At 68.1% G+C, this 18,471-nt stretch carries 18 protein-coding genes; 2 read left to right on the forward strand and 16 right to left on the reverse strand.

The window, feature by feature from the left end; translation table 11 throughout:
* Positions 1 to 8 precede the first annotated feature (8 nt).
* The 16 genes from ACKOQ4_RS04155 to ACKOQ4_RS04230 all read right to left on the reverse strand — a co-directional run bounded on the left by ACKOQ4_RS04155 (position 9) and on the right by ACKOQ4_RS04230 (position 17,474).
* Positions 9 to 554, reverse strand: coding sequence for an Rv1363c family protein (locus ACKOQ4_RS04155; protein WP_526289119.1), 546 nt, complete (start codon positions 552 to 554; stop codon positions 9 to 11).
* A complete protein-coding gene (locus tag ACKOQ4_RS04160; protein WP_526289121.1) occupies positions 551 to 1,072 on the reverse strand; it encodes an Rv1363c family protein in 522 nt (173 codons plus the stop codon). Before ACKOQ4_RS04160 ends, ACKOQ4_RS04155 begins: the two co-directional genes overlap by 4 nt.
* Positions 1,069 to 2,610 (reverse strand): AMP-binding protein, encoded by a 1,542-nt coding sequence (locus ACKOQ4_RS04165; RefSeq protein WP_526289145.1) that lies wholly within the window; start codon positions 2,608 to 2,610, stop codon positions 1,069 to 1,071. The genes ACKOQ4_RS04160 and ACKOQ4_RS04165 overlap by 4 nt, the downstream gene beginning before the upstream one ends.
* A 35-nt stretch (positions 2,611 to 2,645) precedes the next feature.
* Positions 2,646 to 4,088, reverse strand: coding sequence for an MCE family protein (locus ACKOQ4_RS04170; protein ID WP_526289123.1), 1,443 nt, complete (start codon positions 4,086 to 4,088; stop codon positions 2,646 to 2,648).
* Between the two features lies 1 nt (position 4,089).
* Complete coding sequence (locus tag ACKOQ4_RS04175; protein WP_526289125.1) at positions 4,090 to 5,238, reverse strand: virulence factor Mce family protein; 1,149 nt, start codon at positions 5,236 to 5,238, stop codon at positions 4,090 to 4,092.
* Complete coding sequence (locus ACKOQ4_RS04180; RefSeq protein ID WP_526289147.1) at positions 5,235 to 6,473, reverse strand: MCE family protein; 1,239 nt, start codon at positions 6,471 to 6,473, stop codon at positions 5,235 to 5,237. Before ACKOQ4_RS04180 ends, ACKOQ4_RS04175 begins: the two co-directional genes overlap by 4 nt.
* A 23-nt stretch (positions 6,474 to 6,496) precedes the next feature.
* Positions 6,497 to 7,831 (reverse strand): MCE family protein, encoded by a 1,335-nt coding sequence (locus ACKOQ4_RS04185; RefSeq protein ID WP_526289127.1) that lies wholly within the window; start codon positions 7,829 to 7,831, stop codon positions 6,497 to 6,499.
* Positions 7,828 to 8,859 (reverse strand): MCE family protein, encoded by a 1,032-nt coding sequence (locus ACKOQ4_RS04190; RefSeq protein WP_526289129.1) that lies wholly within the window; start codon positions 8,857 to 8,859, stop codon positions 7,828 to 7,830. Before ACKOQ4_RS04190 ends, ACKOQ4_RS04185 begins: the two co-directional genes overlap by 4 nt.
* Positions 8,856 to 10,208: an MCE family protein gene (locus ACKOQ4_RS04195; protein ID WP_526289131.1), complete on the reverse strand. Its 1,353-nt coding sequence runs from the start codon at positions 10,206 to 10,208 to the stop codon at positions 8,856 to 8,858. Before ACKOQ4_RS04195 ends, ACKOQ4_RS04190 begins: the two co-directional genes overlap by 4 nt.
* Before the next feature lie 16 nt (positions 10,209 to 10,224).
* Positions 10,225 to 11,034, reverse strand: coding sequence for an MlaE family ABC transporter permease (locus tag ACKOQ4_RS04200; RefSeq protein ID WP_526289149.1), 810 nt, complete (start codon positions 11,032 to 11,034; stop codon positions 10,225 to 10,227).
* Positions 11,035 to 11,095: 61 nt separating this feature from the next.
* On the reverse strand, positions 11,096 to 11,875 hold the full coding sequence (locus tag ACKOQ4_RS04205) for an MlaE family ABC transporter permease (protein ID WP_526289151.1): 780 nt from the start codon (positions 11,873 to 11,875) through the stop codon (positions 11,096 to 11,098).
* Positions 11,875 to 13,218 carry a cytochrome P450 gene (locus tag ACKOQ4_RS04210; protein ID WP_526289133.1) on the reverse strand — a complete coding sequence of 448 codons (1,344 nt, stop codon included), beginning with the start codon at positions 13,216 to 13,218 and terminating at the stop codon, positions 11,875 to 11,877. Before ACKOQ4_RS04210 ends, ACKOQ4_RS04205 begins: the two co-directional genes overlap by 1 nt.
* A gap of 36 nt (positions 13,219 to 13,254) precedes the next feature.
* Entirely contained in the window at positions 13,255 to 14,763 is a 1,509-nt protein-coding gene (locus tag ACKOQ4_RS04215; protein WP_526289135.1) for an aldehyde dehydrogenase family protein, read from the reverse strand.
* Position 14,764: 1 nt separating this feature from the next.
* Complete coding sequence (locus tag ACKOQ4_RS04220) at positions 14,765 to 15,823, reverse strand: alcohol dehydrogenase catalytic domain-containing protein (protein WP_526289137.1); 1,059 nt, start codon at positions 15,821 to 15,823, stop codon at positions 14,765 to 14,767.
* On the reverse strand, positions 15,816 to 16,217 hold the full coding sequence (locus tag ACKOQ4_RS04225; protein WP_526289139.1) for an SCP2 sterol-binding domain-containing protein: 402 nt from the start codon (positions 16,215 to 16,217) through the stop codon (positions 15,816 to 15,818). Before ACKOQ4_RS04225 ends, ACKOQ4_RS04220 begins: the two co-directional genes overlap by 8 nt.
* Before the next feature lie 132 nt (positions 16,218 to 16,349).
* A complete protein-coding gene (locus ACKOQ4_RS04230) occupies positions 16,350 to 17,474 on the reverse strand; it encodes a LuxR C-terminal-related transcriptional regulator (RefSeq protein WP_526289141.1) in 1,125 nt (374 codons plus the stop codon).
* 178 nt (positions 17,475 to 17,652) lie between these two features.
* Between ACKOQ4_RS04230 and ACKOQ4_RS04235 the strand changes: the two genes are divergently transcribed.
* Both ACKOQ4_RS04235 and ACKOQ4_RS04240 read left to right on the forward strand, forming a co-directional pair.
* On the forward strand, positions 17,653 to 17,976 hold the full coding sequence (locus ACKOQ4_RS04235) for a DUF732 domain-containing protein (RefSeq protein ID WP_526289153.1): 324 nt from the start codon (positions 17,653 to 17,655) through the stop codon (positions 17,974 to 17,976).
* Positions 17,973 to 18,461: a CAP domain-containing protein gene (locus ACKOQ4_RS04240; protein WP_526289143.1), complete on the forward strand. Its 489-nt coding sequence runs from the start codon at positions 17,973 to 17,975 to the stop codon at positions 18,459 to 18,461. Before ACKOQ4_RS04235 ends, ACKOQ4_RS04240 begins: the two co-directional genes overlap by 4 nt.
* Positions 18,462 to 18,471: the final 10 nt, after the last annotated feature.

Consider the following 18,471-nt stretch of genomic DNA (forward strand, 5'->3'; position numbering starts at 1 on the left):
CCGACCGGCTACACCGGTTCGAAGCCGGACACCAGCCAGCGCCCACCGATTCTGTCCAGTGTCACCCGCACGCTGGAGGCGGTGTCGGTGGGCGCGTCCGCGCCTATGGTGACCTTCTGATCGACGAAGACCAGAGCCACGGCATGGTCCGGTCCGGCAGACACCGACGCCGCGGCCGGCACCTGTGCGACCGCGGAGATCTTCTTCTCCTTGGAGCCCGGTATGACGACGTCGTTCACCAGCTTGGTGTACTCATCCAGGAATGACCCGGTGAGGCGGTCCCGAGCGGCGTTGAGGTCCTGCTCGACGCTCTCGGTGCGATAGCTGAGCATGGCCGTCGCGGCTTCCCGGGCCGCTGTCACAGACTCCGCGGCGGCGATGCCCGCCGCGCGGTGGGATGCGTTCTGCCAACCGAGGAACCCCGCCAAGCCGCCAAGGGCCAGGGCGAGAACCGGAAGGCCGACGAAGACCAGTCTCCGCCGACGCTCGCCGGCGCTCGCAGACCCGGCGACAACGGTCGGCTCCGCCGATTCGAGAAGGTCCTCGGCACTCACGGCACGAAGTCCACGTTCGACACCTTGGCCCCGTCAGCCCGATGATCGACGGTCATCCGCATCCGCCAGTACCGGGGTTGCTCCTCGGGCTTGCCGTCACTGGTCGTGTTGACGGTGACCGACACCAGGACGGTGCCCTGTTGACCGCTGAGTGACTCCAGTCCGGCCTCGGTGACCGTGCCGACCGACTTGGACTTCGCCTTCTTCACGACGTCGACGAAGGGCGCGGATCTCGATTGGAAATCGTCGCGGAACGCACCGGTCGTCGAGTCGATGATGCGTTGCACGTCGCTCTCGGCGTGCTCGTAGTCGATCGTCGTGAGATTAACCGCGCCCTGTCTGGCCACCTGGACTATCTGCGCCCGCATCTGGTCATCCCGGCGATCCTCACCGGCCCGCCACCCCAGCCATCCGCACAGCACGGCCAGGGCGGCCACGAAACCGAGGGCGGTGACCATCCCGAGGCGCCGCGCCGCTGGTCCGGGCGCGGCGTCTGCGGGCTCCACCGGTTCGCTCACTGGGCCGCCCCGGTCCGGAACTGTTCCTTGAGCTTGTTCTTCACGAGTTTCCCGGTGGGGGTGCGGGGCAGTTCCTCGACGAAGTCCACCGAGCGCGGAGCCTTGAAGTGGGCGATCCGGTCGCGGACATAGTCGATGAGTTCGGTTGCCAGAGAGTCCGATCCGGCCTGCCCCGGCACGAGTTGCACGACGGCTTTGACCTCCTCGCCCATCTCCTGGTTCGGCACGCCGATCACCGCGACGTCCTGGACGGCGGGGTGCAGGATCATGGCGTTCTCCACCTCCTGAGGGTAGATGTTGACCCCGCCGGAGATGATCATGAACGACTTGCGGTCGGCCAGGTAGAGGTACCCGTCGGCATCGGCGTAGCCGAGGTCACCCACAGTCGTCCAGGTCGGGTGCACGGGATGCCGCGCCTCGGCGGTCTTCTCCGGATCGTTGTGGTATTCGAACGGCAGCAGGTCCCGCTCGAAGTAGACGGTGCCGATCTCGCCGGTCGGCAACTCGTTGCCGTCGTCGTCGCAGATATGCAGCACGCCCAGGACACTGCGACCCACCGAGCCCGGGTGGCTGAGCCAGTCGGTGGAGTCGATGAACGTCATGCCGTGCGCCTCCGTGGAGCTGTAGTACTCGTAGAGCACCGGCCCGACCCATTCGATCATCGCCTGCTTCACCTCCACCGGGCAGGGCGCGGCGGCGTGAATGAGGACCCGCAGACTCGACAGGTCGTAACGGTCGCAGACGTCGTCATCGAGTTTGAGCAGGCGGACGAACATCGTCGGCACCATCTGGGCCGCTGTCACCCGGTACTGCTCGATGTATTTAAGGGTCGCCTCGGCATCGAACCTCTTCATCAGCACGACGGTGCCGCCGAGCGCCTGGATCATCCCGCACCACCGAAGCGGTGCCGCGTGATAGATCGGCGCCGGCGAGAGATAGACGTCGGTCGGCCCCAGCCCGTAGAGCTTGCCGGCGATGACGGCGATCGGGTCGCCGGGTTCGTCGACATTGCGTTGCGGCAGCGGTGGTTTGACACCCTTGGGAAAACCGGTCGTGCCCGAGGAGTAGAGCATGACCGCACCGCAGGGCTGCTCCGTCAGCGGTCGTCCCGCGGAGGCCAGCGCATCCTCATAGCAGGTGAAACCCGGAACATCCCCGCCGAAGGCCAGTAGCGCCGCGGTGGACTCGAGCCGTCCGGCCACGTCGACGGCGAGCTCGGCCAGCGCCGCCGACACGACCAGGGCGCGAGCGCCGGAGTCGTTGATGATGTAGGACGCCTCGGCGGCGGTCAGGTGATGGTTGACCGCGGTGATGTAGAGGCCGGACCGGTGCGCCGCCCAGTACACGTCGAACACCGACGCGCCGTTGTCGGACAGCACCGCCACCACATCGCCGGGCCGCAGGCCGGCATCGTGCAGCACCCTGGCCAGGGCGGCGGAATTGTCATCGAGTTGCCGGTAGGTCACGACCTCGCCGGTCTCAGCGAGGATGACTGCCGGCTTGTCCGGTGTGGCGCGGGCGTGCAGACCTGGGTACATCAGTGCCTCTCTCACATCAGTGTCACTCGTGTCGATCAGTTTCCCGGGGGCAGCAGCATCGACTGCCAGCTTTTCCCGGCCGGCGCGGTGCGGGCCAGGTCCGACTGGGTGTACTGCCGCCCGTCCGGGCCGACGTAGCCCCCGGTGGCCGGGTCGTACAGCACCCCGGCAATCGGCGGCGGCGGCGGGGCTTGCGGCGGGGAACCCGGCGGTAGGTGCGGGACGTCCTGCCCGGTCACGGTGGCGTTGGGGTCGCCTTTCCAGTTGAAGCCGTCGTTGAGCGGCACGTAGGGTTCGTCGCTCTCGCACAGCTTCACCGTCGCTGCGCGTTTCCCGGGCCGGGTCTCACACGGGATGTTGCGGGCCCCGCGGACGTTGAACTGCGCCTCCTGCGGGATCCGGCAGTAGAGATCGCCGGGGGCGCGTTCGGGGTAGTCCTGGAGCGCCTGCGGTCGGGTCTGCTGGGCCGGGAGGAAGCCGGTCGTACAGGTGGGTGGCAGGTTGAGATTGAGATTGAAGCTCAGATAGGCGCCGCGGTAGTCCTGATTGGTGTTGACGTTGGCCAGCATCGAGCCCTGTTCGATGGCGACCAGTTGCGGGAAGAGCACCAGCAGCTGTTCGATGTCGTTGCGGTAGGCCAGCCCCACCTGACCGACGCTGACCAGGTTGGCCATCAGGACCGGCAGGGTCGGCTGCAGCCGGGCGAGCAGTCGGCGGGCCTCGTCGAGCGCCGGGCCTCCGCTTCGGATGATGCCCGCGACCGCCTCGTCGTGGTCCTTGAGCTGCCGCGTGACGGAGGCGACCTGAGCCGCCCATGCGCTGATCGACTGCGAAGTGCGGATCTGCGCTTCCATCACCGGTCGGGAGTTGTCGATCAGCGCCAGCAGCGGGTCGAGGTTTTCCCGGGCGTCCAACGACAGTCTGGTGGCGCCGTCGACGATGGTCGACAGCTGCGGACCCAAACCGCCTACCGCGGTGTAGGACTCGTCGATCACCGTCTTGAGGTTGCCGCGGGGTATGGCCTGAAGGCCGGTCCGGACCGCGTCGAGGACGGTGTTGATGTCCCGCGGCACCGAGGTGTCCTCGACCGGGATGACGTCGCCGTCCCTCAGTGGCGGCGCGGTGTCGGTGCGCGGGAGCAGTTCGACGTACTGCTCCCCGATCGCAGACTGGCTGTGCACCTCGGCCCTGAGGTCACTGGGAATGTCGATCCCCGACTTCAGCAACAGCTCGGCGACGACACCGGAGTCGGTCAGGCGCACCGCCCGCACCCGCCCGACCTCCGAGCCGCGGTAGGTGACGTTGCTGGTCTCGTAGAGTCCCCCGGTGCTCGGCAACTCCATCGTCACCATGTAATGACCGACCCCGAACAGCTTCACGGGCAGCTTCATGTAGCGCAGGCCCATCACGGTCAGCGCTATCAGAGCGATCACCGTGAAGATGACCAGCTGGATGCGGGCCTGGCGGTTCAGTAGCACCTCAGGGCCCCTGATCCCAGCGGTAGGGCGCGGTGAGCGGGTTGGCCGGCGCCGAGGCCCGCCCGTCCAGGCATGGGCTGGGGAATTGCCCGATGGTGCGACCCCACTGCAACTCCAGCTGGGTCAGGTTGCACTCCCAGCGCGTCCCGGTGAAGAGCCCGGCGTCCAGCCGGCTCAGGGTCAGGTCGATGACGGCGGTGAGATTGGCCGAATCGCCCCGCTGCCACTTGTCGATGTTGGCGTTGGGGAAGGGATAGGTCGGCAGCAGGCCGAGTGAGCGGGTCAGCGCGGGTCCGGCATTCGCCAACGACTCGAGCACCGGTCCGGTCTGCTGCAGTTCCTTGACCAGGTTCTCCTTGCTCCGGTTGACGGTGTCGGTGGTCAGGGCGCCGAACTGGCTGAGTTGGTCGGCCGCCTCCACCAGATTGCTCTGCTGGCCGTCGAGTACCGCGAGTGCGTCGGGAATGGTCTGGATCGCCCGGTCGAGCACCGGTTGTTGCGCGGCGAACTTCCCGACCAGATTGTTCAGACTCTCGGTGGCGGCGATGATGTCCCCGCTCTGCTCATCGACATTGGCGGTGAAGGTCTCGGACTGCTCGATGAGACTGCGCAGATCCTGTTCCCGGCCGCGGAATGCGGTGCTGAAGGCCTCGGTGATGTCACCGGCCTGACCGATGCCCCCGCCGTTGAGCACCAGCGAAAGCGCCGCCAGGGTCTGCTCGGGGGTCGGCGACGCGGTGGTACGGGACAGCGGTATCAGTGCGCCGTTACCCAGCCTGCCCTGCGGCGCCTGGTCGGCCGGAGCGGCCAGTTCGATGTGCAGCGAACCGAAGATGGTCGTCAAGCCGATCTTCGCGGTGGCGTTGGCCGGCAGTTCGACGTCGCCGTTGAGCTGCATGGTCACCAGCGCGTGAGAGCCCTCCAACTCGATTTTCGAGACGTGCCCGACGGTCACGTCGCCGACGCGGACCCGCGAATTGGGCTGGATGTTGCTGACGTCGGGCATCTGGGCACGAATCTCGAAGGATCCCGGACCGTTCCCCTCGGTGCCGGGCAGTGGCAGCGAGTTCAGGCCCTGCCAGCCACAGCCCGACACCGTGCTCACCATCGCCGCCGTGACCAAGACCGCCGCGAACCTTACGCGTGTCATGAGCCGCTCCCGGGTTGCGTCATCAGGCCGGACAGACCCGACGCCGGGTCGACGGCGACCGCCGCAGCCGGGTTCGGCTGCGGCGGAACGAAATCAGGCCGCATCCAGTCCTCGCTGTAGGTGACCTCGTTGGGTCTGGCCTGGGCCCCCACGAAGAGGTTCTCTCCCAGCGGCGGAAAGTTGTACTGACGGTTCTTCACGATCGGTGCCAGGTATTGCACGCAGAGCTTCGAGGCCTGCTCCGCGCCCATCCGCGAGGCCGCCTCGATCGCGCCGCACAGGAACGAGATGGGGTTGGCGAAGTTGTTGACCTGCAGCGCCCCCGTCAGCGAGCCGTTCGCGGGCTCGTAGATGTTGTTGAAGTTCACCGCGACGTTCGGTGCGACGTGCAGCAACTGCTTGATGTCATCGAGACTGCCGGCGACCGCGTCGCTGATGGACCGGAGTCTGTCCGACGCCGTTCCGATCGGCTCGCGGTTCTCGGCGACGAAGCTCTGCACGTCGCCGACGACCCCGTTGAGATCCTCGACCGCCCGGCTGACCTTACTCGGGTCGTCGGCCAGCAGCGCCGAGACCTCGGCGAGGTTGATGTTGAGGGCGGCGAGTAAATCGCTGCTGTCGCGCAACCCCGACACCAGGGTGGACAGGTTGCGGATCGTGCCGAACACGTCGGCGCTGTGGTCGTTGAGCACCGACACCGTCGTGGACAGCTTGACGATGGCGTCGCGGATGCCGGCGCCCTGTCCGGCCAGGTTGCCCGCGGTCGAGTTGATCAGGGCGCCCAGCGAGCTGACCCCGCCCGGCGCGTTGGGCTGCAGCAGGTCGGTCAGCCGCTCGAGTTGGGCGCGGACGTCGTCCCACTCCACCGGAACCGCGGTGCGGTCCTGACCGATGACGGCGCCGCTGACCATGATCGGGCCGCCGGAGTACGGCGGAGTGAGCTGGACGGCACGGCCGGTCACCAGTTGGGGCGACAGGATGACGGCCCCGGCGTCGGCGGGCACCTTGTACCTGCGCTCGAACCAGAACGTGATCTTCGTCCGCAGCGCCTCGGGCTGGATCTTGGCGACCTTGCCGACGCTGACCCCGCGGATGCGGACGTCGTCACCGACGAACAGCCCGGTGCTGTTGTCGAAATACCCGACCACGGTCGTGCGGTCGGACCGCTCGGCGAAGCGGTTGAGCGTGACCAGCCCGCCCAGCAGCGTCAACGCGAGCACCGTCGCGATCAGCATGCGCGATCTGCCCGTCGGCGCCGTCACGGGCGCTCCCCCTGCGGTGCGGGCTCACCGGGGGCCGGCACGAACACCGGCGATGGTGAGGGCAGCGGCGTGGACGCCTGGCCCGGCGACGGCACCGGCGGCCCGGGCGGCGGTCCGCCGGGGGCGGGTGCCGGCGGCTCGGGGCGGTAAGGGTAGCGGCCCGGGTACTGCACGGGAAGGTGCGGATCGGAGTTGCCGGTGATCGCGTCCGGCAGCGTCAGGCGCGGGTCCCCGCCCTGGCCGGTGCGCGGATAGGGAACCGGGAGCGGCGGCGTCCCGGGCTGTCCGGTCTGCGGGTCGGCCAGTTGCGAGGGCAGCATCGTGGCCGGGTCGAGTCCGAGGTCGGAGAAAGCGGCGTCGACGAAAGGCTGGACGAACTGGCCCGGAAGCAGGTTCACCACATAGGCCTTGAAGAACGGTCCCGACGAGACGGTCTCCCCCATCGCCATCGCGTAGTTGTTCAGGCCCTTGATTGCCTGCGCGATCCGTTCCCTGCGGGTGTCGACGATCGCCAGAACGTCGTTGAGCTTGTCCAGGGTCGGCTTGAGCTGCTCGCGGTTGGTCGCGATGAACTGCTTCAGCTGTCCCGCGACGGCCGAGATGTTCCCGGTGATCTCATCGAGCGCCGCGCTCTGGGTCCGCAGCGCGGCCAGGAGGGCATTGGTGTCGCGGACCAGGGTGACGATCCGGTCGGTGCGCTTGGCCAGCACCCCGGTGGCCTTGGCCGCGTTGTCGAGCAGCGTGCGCAACTGGGCGTCACGCGTGTTGAGGGTGTCGGCGAAGCGGGCCACACCCTGCACCGCGCTGCGCAGCTGGGGCGGGGTGTCGGCGAAGGTTTGGGCGAGTGCCGCCAGGGATTCCGACAGCTGGCCGGTGTTCACCCCGCTGATCGTTGTGGCCAACTCCCCCAACGCATCCGGCAGCTGATAGGGCGACTGGGTACGGTCCATCGGGATGGCGCCGCCGAGCCGACCTTCCCCGTTGGGCATGACGTCGAGTTCCTTGGTGCCCAACAGTCCCTTGGTCCTGATCGCGGCGCGTGTGCTCTGGCCGAGCCGAATGTTCTTCGGCACGGTGAAGGTGACCAGGACGCCGGTGTCGTCGAGGGCGATGCCCGACACCTTGCCCACCGGGTAACCCGAGACCTGGACGATCGCGCCTTCGAAAAGCCCGCCCGCGTCGGCGAAGTAGGCGGTGTAGCTCTTTCTGTCGTTGAGGAACGGCAGCTTCTGGTTGCCCAGAGCGGCGGCCACCAGCCCCAGGATCACCAGGATCCCGACGGCGCCCAGCACCAACGGGTTTCGCTCCGAGAAGGTCTTCTTCAGCCTCATTTCGGTGCGCACCGTCCCGAGCTCTGCCCGGCCACCTTGACGAAGACCGGCTGCCCGCCCTTGCCGTTCAGCTTCAGCACGATGTCGCAGAAGTAGAAACTGAAGTAGTCGCCGTAGATGCCCTGCCGGCCGAGCATCCGGTACTTCTCCGGCAGCGTCTCCAGCAGCGTGTCGAGGTATTCCCGGTCGGCCAGGACGATGTCGCTGACCCGGCCGGCCTGACTGACCGCCGTGCGTGCCGGCTCCCGGGCCTGGCCGAGCAGGTCGGCGACGGTTCGGCTAGCCGCGTTGGTGTAGGCCACGGCGTTGGTGATGTCGGTCCTGCGCTCGGCCAGTCCGCGAACCAGGTCCGACAGCGACGTCACCGCCTTGTCGAGCTGATCGCTCTGCGAGCCCAGCGTCCCCAGCAGCGCGTTGAGGTTGTCGACGACCTGCCCGATCAGCGCGTCCCGGTCGGCCAGGGTGTTGCTCACCGCCGCCGCCCGGCTGAGGAACGACGCGATCGTGGGGCCCTCGCCCTGCAGCGCCTGGAGCAGCTGTCCGCTCAGGTCGTTGACCTGCTCGGGTTCCAGCGCGCGGAACAGCGGACGGAAGCCGCCGGTGACGGAGTCCAGATCCAGCGCGGGCTGGGGGCGGGAGCGCGGGATGGTCTGCCCCGGGTTGAGCACCGCGGTGCCACCGGGCCCGTCCACGAACGCCATGAAGCGGCCGCCGATCAGGTCGTCATAGCGGACTTCGGCGCGGGTTCCCTCGGTGATCACCGCGGCCGCGGCGGCGGTGAATTCCACGTGCACGGTCGAGTCGTCGTTGACGGCGATACGGGTGACCTTGCCGACCTCCACGCCGGCGACACGGACCATGTTTCCTTCCCGCAGACCGGAGACATCGCTGAACTCAGCGTTGTAGGCCCTGGCATCCCGCGCGAAGCGGGCCTGTCCGAACACGATCATGGTGGCCGCCAGCGCCAGCGCGCAGACGGTGAGGAAGAGGCCCAGTCGCACGGCGGTGCCGCGCAGGTTGCGGCTCACGGCGGACTCGTCCCACCGTCGGGCGGGAGCGCCGGCGGGACGCCTGGCCACAGCGGTTGACCCCCCGGCCCGTACAGTGCGGCGCCGTACGGGGGCGAACCCGGATAGGGCTCCGGTCCGACCGCCGGGCCGGGCAGGCACTGCCGGATGCTCGGCCCCTCGGGGACCGCCCGCGTGACGGGGAAGTAGTCCGCCCAGCAGGGGTGGCCGATGCCGGGGTTGGGGCGGATGTCCAGTCCGGTCCCCCACCCGGTGTTGGTGATCAGTTGGCGGACCGGGAAGTTCTTGGTCGCGTCGGGTAGCGAACCGCACCCGGGCCTGCCGCCCGGTCCGCCCCTGGCCGCCACGACGGGCAGGTTGTCGGGGAACACATACGGGTCGTTGCCCGGCAGCAGGGTCACGTCGACGACGAAGGTCCTGCCGTCGCCTCCGAATACGGGGTCGGAGTGGTCGACCACCCATTGCGCGCCCTGCAGCAGGCAGGTGTAGGACGGACTGTAGGTCTGCAGCAGCCGGGTGGTCGGCTCGAGGCTGTTGATGGCCGCGACGATGTTCTCCCGGCTCGATCCGAGCAGGGCGGTTCCCTCCCGGGACACGCCGATCGTGTTGAGCAGCAGGCTGTCCAGTTCGTTGCGACTGCTGACCACGGTGGTGCTGACGGTGGCCGCCGAGTCGAGGATGCTCAGGATGTCCTGGGCGGCGGCGCTGTAGGTGTCGCTGAGGCTCCGCAGGGACCGCACGTCGTCGCGGAAGACGTCGTTGCGGGAGTTGAGCGCGGTCAGGACGTCGTTCAGCGCGGTGGTCGCCGACCCGATCCGCTCGCCCCGGCCGCGCACCGCCTCGGCGACCGCGGCCAGAACCGCGTTGAGTTTCATCGGGTCGACCATGTCGAGCAGATCGACGACGTTCTCGAAGACGGTGTTGACCTCGGTGGTCACGTTGGTGGCCTGCAGGACCGCGCCTGCGGACAGGCGCTCGGCCCGGGGGTCGTCCGGGTAGACCAGGTCGACGAACTTGGCTCCGAAGACGGTGGTGACGTTGATCCGCGCCCCGATGTTGGCGGGGATGTAGCGGACCTGGTCGGTGTCGATGTCCAGCAACATGCGGGCAGCGCCCTGGCCGCCCTCGATTTCGCGCACCCGGCCGACGTCGACGCCGCGCAGCTTGACTTTGGCACCGGTCTCCAGCACCAGACCGGAGCGATCGGCGGTCAGCGTCACCGGCACCGCCGACCGGAACGTTCCGAGGAACGCGGTCGCGGTGGCGAAGACGAAGACCGCCACGAGTGCGATGAGGAACAGCGGCCAGAACTTGGTCGGTATGCGGTGGTCGACTCGGTGGGACTCCATACGGCTATCCGGGCAGCTATCCGGCGAGGCGGAAGTTGCCGGACTGACCGTAGACGGCCAGCGTGACGGCCACCAGGACGAAGGCCCCGACCACCATGGAGGCGCGCACCGCGCGGCCGACGGCCTCTCCCACCCCGGCCGGGCCGCCGGATGCGTTGTAGCCGTAGTAGGTGGAGACCAGCATGACCACGACGATCATCACGATGGTCTGGAAGAACGACCAGGCCAGGTCCGTGGTGTTGAGGAAGGTGTCGAAGTAGTGGTCGTAGACCCCGGCGGCCTGGCCGTAGATCAGGGTGGTTCCCACCCGGGCCGCGGTGAACCCCATGATCAGTGCGACGGCGTAGAGCGGGATGACGACGATGGTTCCGGCGAGCACGCGGGTTGCCGCCAGGTACGTCACGCTGCGGATGCCGATGACTTCCAGGGCGTCGACTTCCTCGTTGATCCGCATCGCACCGATCTGGGCGGTGGCGCCCGCGCCGACGGTGGCGGTGAGGGTGACCTGGGCGGTTCCGGGAACGATGAGCCGCGGTATGAAGAAGGCGGAGGCGAAGCCGGTCAGCGCCTCCACCCCGATGGACTGGAACTGGGTATATCCCTGGGCGGCGACCACCGCGCCGGTGCTCGTCGTCATGAATCCGACGATCACGATCGTCCCGCCGATGGTCGCCAGAGCCCCGCTGCCCAAACCCATTTGAGCGATCAGCCGCAGCACCTCGCTGCGGTAGTGGATCGCGGCATCAGGAATCGCCGCCAGCGTGAGGAAGTAGAAGCGGGTCTGGTCACCGATCCGCAGCCACTCGGCGACGATCTTCTTCTTCATGCGCGACAGGCGTGCGTCTTGCTGCGGGGGAACCGCAGCCGTCGTCTCGGTCATCGCCGCCTCATTTGAGGGTGAACTGAACGCCGACGGCGGTGACGATGATGTTGATGGTGAACAGCAACATGAACGCGAAGACCACGGTCTCGTTGACCGCGTTTCCGACGCCGGCCGGTCCGCCCCCCACCGATATCCCCTTGTAGCAGGCGATCAGCCCCGCCCCCAATCCGAACAGGAACGCCTTGACCAGCGAAACGATCACGTCGCCCAGTCCGGTGACGACGGTCATGCCCGCCACGAACACCCCGGGCGAGACGTGCAGGGCGTGTACGCAGAACAGGAATGAGGCGACCATGCCGACCATGACGACCAGGCCCATGAGCGCCACCGACACGGTGGTCGCGGCCAGCACGCGCGGGATCACCAGGGATTGGATCGGATCGATCCCCATCACGCGTTGAGCGTCTAGTTCCTCCCGGATCGTCCGGGCGCCCAGATCCGCGCACATCGCGGTGGCACTGGCGCCGGCGGTCACCAGGACGGTCACCAGCGGCCCGATCTGGTTGACATTGAAGAACGCCGCCCCGGCGCCGGAGAAGTCCGCCGCCCCGAATTCGGTGAGCAGGATGTTGAAGATGAAGGTGTTGATCAGCGAGTAGGGAATCATCATCAGCACGGCGGGCAGGAACGAGACCCGTGCGACGAACCAGGACTGCGACAGGTACTCCCGCCACGCGAGTTTCGTCGTGAAAATCCCGACCAGCACGTCCAGTGACATGCCGATGAAGTAGCCGATGGACCGCACCGGCCGGAACAGCGGTGCCGCGTAGGCCGGAAGCGACATCACCACGGCGGACCACCCGGGTCGAACGGCATGGTGACGACGCCCCGGATGAAGTTGGTCCGGACCAGTGTGGGCTCGCCGGTGCTGAAGTTCGGCATCTGCGAATGCAGTTCGCGGAAGAGGGTCTTGAGCATCGTCCGGGCCAACTGAGCGCCGAGGCAGAAGTGGATGCCTCCGCCCCCGAAGGCCATGTGCGGGTTCTTCTCGCGCGCCAGGATGAACTCACCCGGCTTGTCGAACACCGTCTCGTCGCGGTTGCCGGATGAGTACATCATCACGACCTTGTCGCCGGGCAGGATCTTCTGACCGCCGAGCTCGTACTCCCGGACGCAGGTCCGACGGAAGTTCTGCACCACCGATCCCCAGCGCAGGAACTCCTCGACCGACTTGGCGATCCGGCCCTCGAAGTCCTCCCACAACCAGGCCCGCTGATCGGGGAAGTCGTTGAGCGCCTTGGCCGCGAAGCTCGAGGTGTGCCGGGTGGTGTCGGTTGCGGCGACCGAGAACAGCACCATGGTGGCGCCGATCTCGAAGTCGGTGAGCTGTTCGCCGTCGACTTCGGCGTGCACCAGGCTGCTCAGCAGGTCCTCGGTGGGGTTGGCGCGGCGCAGCGCGAGGAGTTCCTCGGTCATGTCGTGGATCGCCAGCGCCGCCTCGACCTGTACCTCGGCCGGGTCTCGCCCGGCGAGCAGTTCCGGATCGGCCCACGCCTGGGTCTCGTCGGCGGCGTGCGAATAGGCCGCGCGCAGGTCCGCGGGCACGCCGAACATGTCGCCGAACATCTCCACGGGGAGGTCCTTGGAGATGTCGGTGACGAAGTCGACCTCAGCCCCGTCTGCGGCCTTTTCAGCAGCCGCCGCGACGATCCGCTGGGCCCGCGTCGCGATGTCGTGCTCGATGCGGGCGATCTGGCGAGCGGTGAAGGCCGAACTCACCAGCCGGCGGACCTTCTGGTGCTGCGGGTTGTCCATCGCCAGGAAGGACATCGCCATCTGCAGGAAGACCGGCGGCAGGGTGTCGAACATGACCCCGTAGCGGGACACGAACACGTCGGCGTTCTGGCTCACCTCGACGATGTCCTTGTGCCGCACCGCAGCCCAGAATCCGAGGTCGTCCGGGTCGGGCATGACGGCGGTCTCGATCGGGGGTTGCCAGCTGATCGGGCGGTCCCGGCGCAGTTCGGCGAAGACCGGTTCCCGTTCGGGCAGATCGAGGTCCCAGAAGGCGTCGCTGGAGACGTTGAGCGGATCGAAGCTGCGGGTGGCCGCGACCTCGTTGGTGGGCGCCAGGTCGACGTCGCTGTCGTCGTCGAAGGAGAGGTCGGCGTCTTCGAAAGTCGTCATGGTGGTTCCTCGCTTGTCGGTCGGCTCAGTCGGGGCTCAGTCGTCGGCGTGGCTGAGCAGGATGTCGTAGGGCTTGGCCGCGCGGCCACCGGACAGATCCAGGTGGACGGTCTTGACCTCGGTGTAGGCGTCGAGGGCGTCGGGGCCCAGTTCACGGCCCACCCCGCTCTGCTTGTAGCCGCCGAAGGGAACCTGGCAGTTGATCTGGTGGGAATCGTTGATCCAGACGCTGCCGGCCTGGATCCTGTCGGCCATGTCCAGGGCGCGGGAGTTGTCGGTGGTCCAGATGCTCGCGGCCAGTCCGTACTCGCTGTCGTTGGCGATCGCCACGGCTTCGTCGTCGTCGCGGTACGGGATCACCACCAGAACCGGACCGAAGACCTCTTCCCGGGCGATGGTCATATCGTTGCGCACGCCGGTCAGGATCGTCGGCTCCACCCAGAAACCCGGGCCGGGCAGGGTGTTTCCGCCCAGAGCCACCGCGGCGCCCTCCCCCACCGCGCCGCGCACGTAGTCGGCGATGCGGGCCTGCTGGTTGGCGTCGATCACCGGACCCATGTCGGTGTCCCAGTCACGGGTGGCGCCCAGCCGGATGGTCGAGGCCCGCTGCACCAGACGGGCGACGAACTCATCGTGGAGATCGGCGGGAACCAGTGCGCGGGTGCCCGATTCGCACACCTGGCCGGAGTAGACGAAGCAGCCGTAGAGGACACCGTCGGCGGCCATGTCCAGGTCGGCGTCGTCAAGGACGATCGAGGGGCCCTTGCCGCCGAGTTCGAGGGTGACCTGTTTGACGGTGCCCGAGGCCAGTCGCATGATCTCGCGGCCCACCGCAGTCGAACCGGTGAACGCGATCTTGCCCACGTCGGGGTGGCTGGCCAGCCGTGCGCCGGCGTCGGGTCCGTCGCCGGGTACCACGTTGAGCACACCTGGGGGCAGACCGCTGCGCTCGGCGATGCGGGCGAACTCCAGGATCGACAGCGGGGTGTGCTCGTCGGGTTTGACCACGACACTGTTCCCGGCGGCCAGCGCGGGCCCGACCTTCCACAAAGTCAGCAGCAGCGGGAAGTTCCACGGAGCGATGGCGCCGACGACCCCGATCGGCTCGCGGTGCACGACGCTCTGGCTCAGCGCCGGGAAGGTCGCGATGGGCGCCGGGCGCTGCCAGGCGTAGGTCTCGGCCAGGTCGGCGAAGTAGCTGAAATGCGCCAGCGCATAACCGATGTGGAAGCCGGTGGCCTGGCGGACGGTGGCACCGTTGGCCGCCATCTCCAGTTCCACGAGTTCATCGGCGACGTCGTTGGCCGCCGCGGCGATACGGCGCATCACCGCGGCCCGCTCCTGGGGTGTGCGCCGCGACCAGTCCCCGGCTTCGAACGCCGCTTTGGCCGCGGCCACGGCCGCGTCGATATGGCTGGCGTCGCCCTTGGCCACGGTGGCCACGACGGTCTCGTCACCGGGGTCGATGATCTGAAACCGACTGCCGGAGTCCACATCGTGACCCCCGATGAGCATCAGGTGGTGGCGCACGTCAACACTGGTCATGTCACTTCCTCGGGTCCAGCACGACCTTGGTGGCCTGGTGGGAGGCGAACAGCTTGTAGGCCTCGGCCGCCTCGGACAGTCCCATCCGGTGCGAGACGATGCCGCCCGGACGCAACTTGCCGGCCGCCATCAGCGCGATGACCTCGTCGATGTATTCGGTGATGTGGGCGACACCCATCTGGACGGTGACGCCCTTGAGGTACAGCTCCCCGAACGGGATGGTGATCGCGTCCTCGGTGTAGACGCCCGGGATGGAAAGGATTCCGGCGGCACGGACCAGGGAGATGGCCGACACCAGCGCGGACTCGTGGCCGACGGCGTCGACGACGACGTCCGCGCCTCGCCAGTCGGTGAGGTCGAGCACGGCGTCGGCCGGGTCGGTCTCGGAGGCGTTGACCGGCACCGCGCCGTACCTGGCGGCCTCGGCGAGCCGGGCGGCCACCTTGTCGACCACGATGACCTGGCCGGCGCCCAGGGCGGCGGCGGCCATCGCCGCGCACAACCCGACGGGCCCGGCCCCGACGATCGCCACGGTGTCTCCCGGGCGCATCGCTCGTGCCACCGATTCGTAGCCGGTTGTCATGATGTCGCCGGCGAACAGGATGTCCTCGTCGCCGGCGGCGCTGCCGTCGGGAATCTTCCGGGCGCTCAGATCGGCGGTCGGGACGACGACGTACTCGGCCTGTCCGCCGTCGAGGTCGCCCAGCGCCAGGCCCAGACCGAAAATCCTTGAGCCCGCGCAGTTCCCGGGCTGATGGCGCCGGCACTGGTAGCAGGCGCCGCAGCTGACAACGCAGCTGCTGACCACTCGGTCCCCGTCGGTGAACTGGGTGACCGCGTCGCCGGCGTCGGTGACCGTGCCGATGAACTCGTGACCGAGAATGATGTCGGGCTCGAGTTCCAGGCGTCCCTCGTAGGGGTGCAGGTCGGTGCCGCAGATAGCGGTCATCTCGACCCGTAGCAGGATGTCGGTCGGACTCGAGATCCCCGGTCTGGGGACCTCGGCGACCTCGACCTGGTGCGGGCCGCGCAGCACCGCGGCCCGCATCGTGTCAGCCACCCGCGGCGTCCTTGGCGGCGACCTTGTCGCGGTACATCGGGAACAGCGGCTTGGTCAGGGGCACCAGCTTGAGGATCTTGTTGACCGGCCCCTTGGCCTTGACCTGTCCCTTGGCCAGCCCGAGGGCCAGGTTGTAGTCCCCGCGCCAGAACTGGTCGGCGGTGTCGCCGCGCATCAGCAGGGTGACGTCGGGCTTGACGTCGGTCGGGCCGGGGATCACCTGGTAGTCGTCGCGGAAGACGAGGGTCATCTCGCAGTCGGGGTCGTTGTAGAGCACCCGCATGACGATGTTGGCGGCTTTGAGTTTCGGTCCCGACTCGGGATGCTCACCGGCGTCGCGGAACACGCCGCCGATGTATTCGTCCAGTTCGGCGGGGTCTTTGAAGAATCCCATTGTGGTCCACTCCCGGGGCGTTCGATGACAGTTAGGGCCATGCAAGCATCAGAAACCGGCACTGACGTCCAGCACCGGCCAGGAATACCCCTTAGGGAATACGGATTGATCCCCTCAGGACGCCGTCGGGGTTCAGGCGCGGTCGGACTGGTACAGCATGGAGACGGCCTCGACCCGGTTGCCGGCCCGCAGTTTGCGCAGAATGCGCTTGACGTGCTGTTTGACGGTCCCCTCGGAGATCACCAGCTGGGTGGCGATCCGGCCGTTGCTCATCCCCTCGGCCATCAGCTCCAGGATCTGTGATTCCCGGCCGGTCAGCACGTCACGCACCGAGTGGACCGCCTGCTTGGTCGCGCGCGCGGCGAGGGTGAAGTCGGCGCTTCCGACACTGCGCGACGGCCAGACGGTCAGTCCGCTCACCGCGGCGGCACCCTCCTGACAGTCGTTGGCCATCCCGCGGAGCGTGGAACCGACGCTGTGCAGCTGCTCGGCGAGATGGGCCCGGGTCAGCGCGATCTGCAGACCTCTCGCGTAGGTGGCCAAGGTCTCGCAATCCTCCGCGTCGGGGTCGCGGCCCTGGACATAGCAGTCGCTGTGCAGCAGCCCCACCACGTGGTTGCCGGACATGATCGGGGCACCGACGTAGGACCGCGAGCGCGACGCGTCGGCGATCCGGCGGTGCACGTTGGCATCGTGCTGCACATCGGTGACGATCATCGCTTCGCGGCGGCGCACGATCTCCGTCTCGTGCAGACCCGGCACCAGGGGTTGCGGGTGTTCCTGGCCGATCCGGTTGATCTCGTCGGCCCACTTCGGATCGTCGACGACGTACACGACTTCCGAGATCCAGACCCCGTCGACCACGTGCGACAGAATCGCGCGGTCGAAGCCGAGGCGGCAGGGCAACTGCGGCGCGAGCTTGACCAGTTCGGCCACCGTCGAGGGGGCCGCTTCCAGCATGCCGAGCACGTCACCGAGCAGACGGGGCCGTTTCGTCGCCCGGACCATGGCGTCGTCGGCGAGGCTCAACCGGCGCAGCAGATCCAGCACCGCTCCGGCTTGCGGTTTGTCGTCCAGGGCTTCGGCGAGCGCCGACCAGGCTCCGTCGACGATGGCCTTGGCGTCGGCCAGCTTGGGCCGCCAGGCCGGGGAGGTGGGCTCGGCGATTGACCGCAGCCCGTCGAGCACGTCGCGCAGGCGGTCCCCGGCGGCGTCTCCCGGCGACGCCTCCTGCTCCGGACCAGGCCCAAGCCCCATCCCTGAAACGATACCGGGGCTGCGTCTAGCTGCACCAATGGATCGCCGATATCCCCATCGGGTCAGCGAAACCTCCCGCAGGGGGCTTTCCCGGCGGTCCGATCCGGGGTGTGATGTCACCGGACCCGAGATCAGGAGGCGCGCCTTGCTCCGAGTGGCCAAGCCCGCGGTGGCGGTCATGGTCGCGGGCGTGCTCAGCGCACCGACCGTCGCCCACGCCGACGCGGTCGCCTACCTCGTCAACGTGACCGTGCGGCCCGGGTACGGCTTTCCCAGTGCCGACGCCGCGCTGGCCTACGGTCAGGGCATCTGCGACCGGGTGGGTGCGGGCATCTCCTACACCGCGGGGATCGCCACGGTGAAGGCGGACTTCGGGACCGACGACGACTACCAGGCGGCCTATCTGATCAACCAGGCCGTCAACGAACTGTGCCCGGCACTGATCTGGCAGTTGCGCCAGTCCGCCGCGCACTACACAGCCGGGCGGAGTGCCGCGGGATGAGCCACGTGCCACTCCGCACCGGCACGCTCGCGCTGGCGGGGATCCTCACCGCGTCGGCCGCGGCCGCGGCTCCGGCCGGCGCCGACAACTCACGACTCAACAACGGCGTGGTGGCCAACGTGTACACCATCCAGCATCAGGCGGGTTGTACGACCGACATCAAGCCCAACATCGCCCTGGGCGTGGCCGCGCAGTGGCAGGCCCGCGACGTTCTCGCCAACCGCGCCCTGGACGGCGACCTGGGCTCTGACGGCTCGACGCCCCAAAGCCGCGCCGCCGCTGCGGGATTCCGCGGTGTGGTCAGCCAGACCGTGGCGATCAATCCGGCGCTGGCGATCAACAACGTCGACGTCATCAACCAGTGGTACAACGACCCACGGGCGTTCGCGATCATGTCCGACTGCCGCAACACCGCCATCGGGGTTTGGTCGGAGAACAGCCTGGACCGATCGGTGGTGGTGGCCGTCTACGGCCAGCCGGCCTGACGCGCCCGGC

The organism is Mycobacterium sp., assembly GCF_046095365.1.
In the GTDB taxonomy this organism is placed as follows: domain Bacteria; phylum Actinomycetota; class Actinomycetes; order Mycobacteriales; family Mycobacteriaceae; genus Mycobacterium.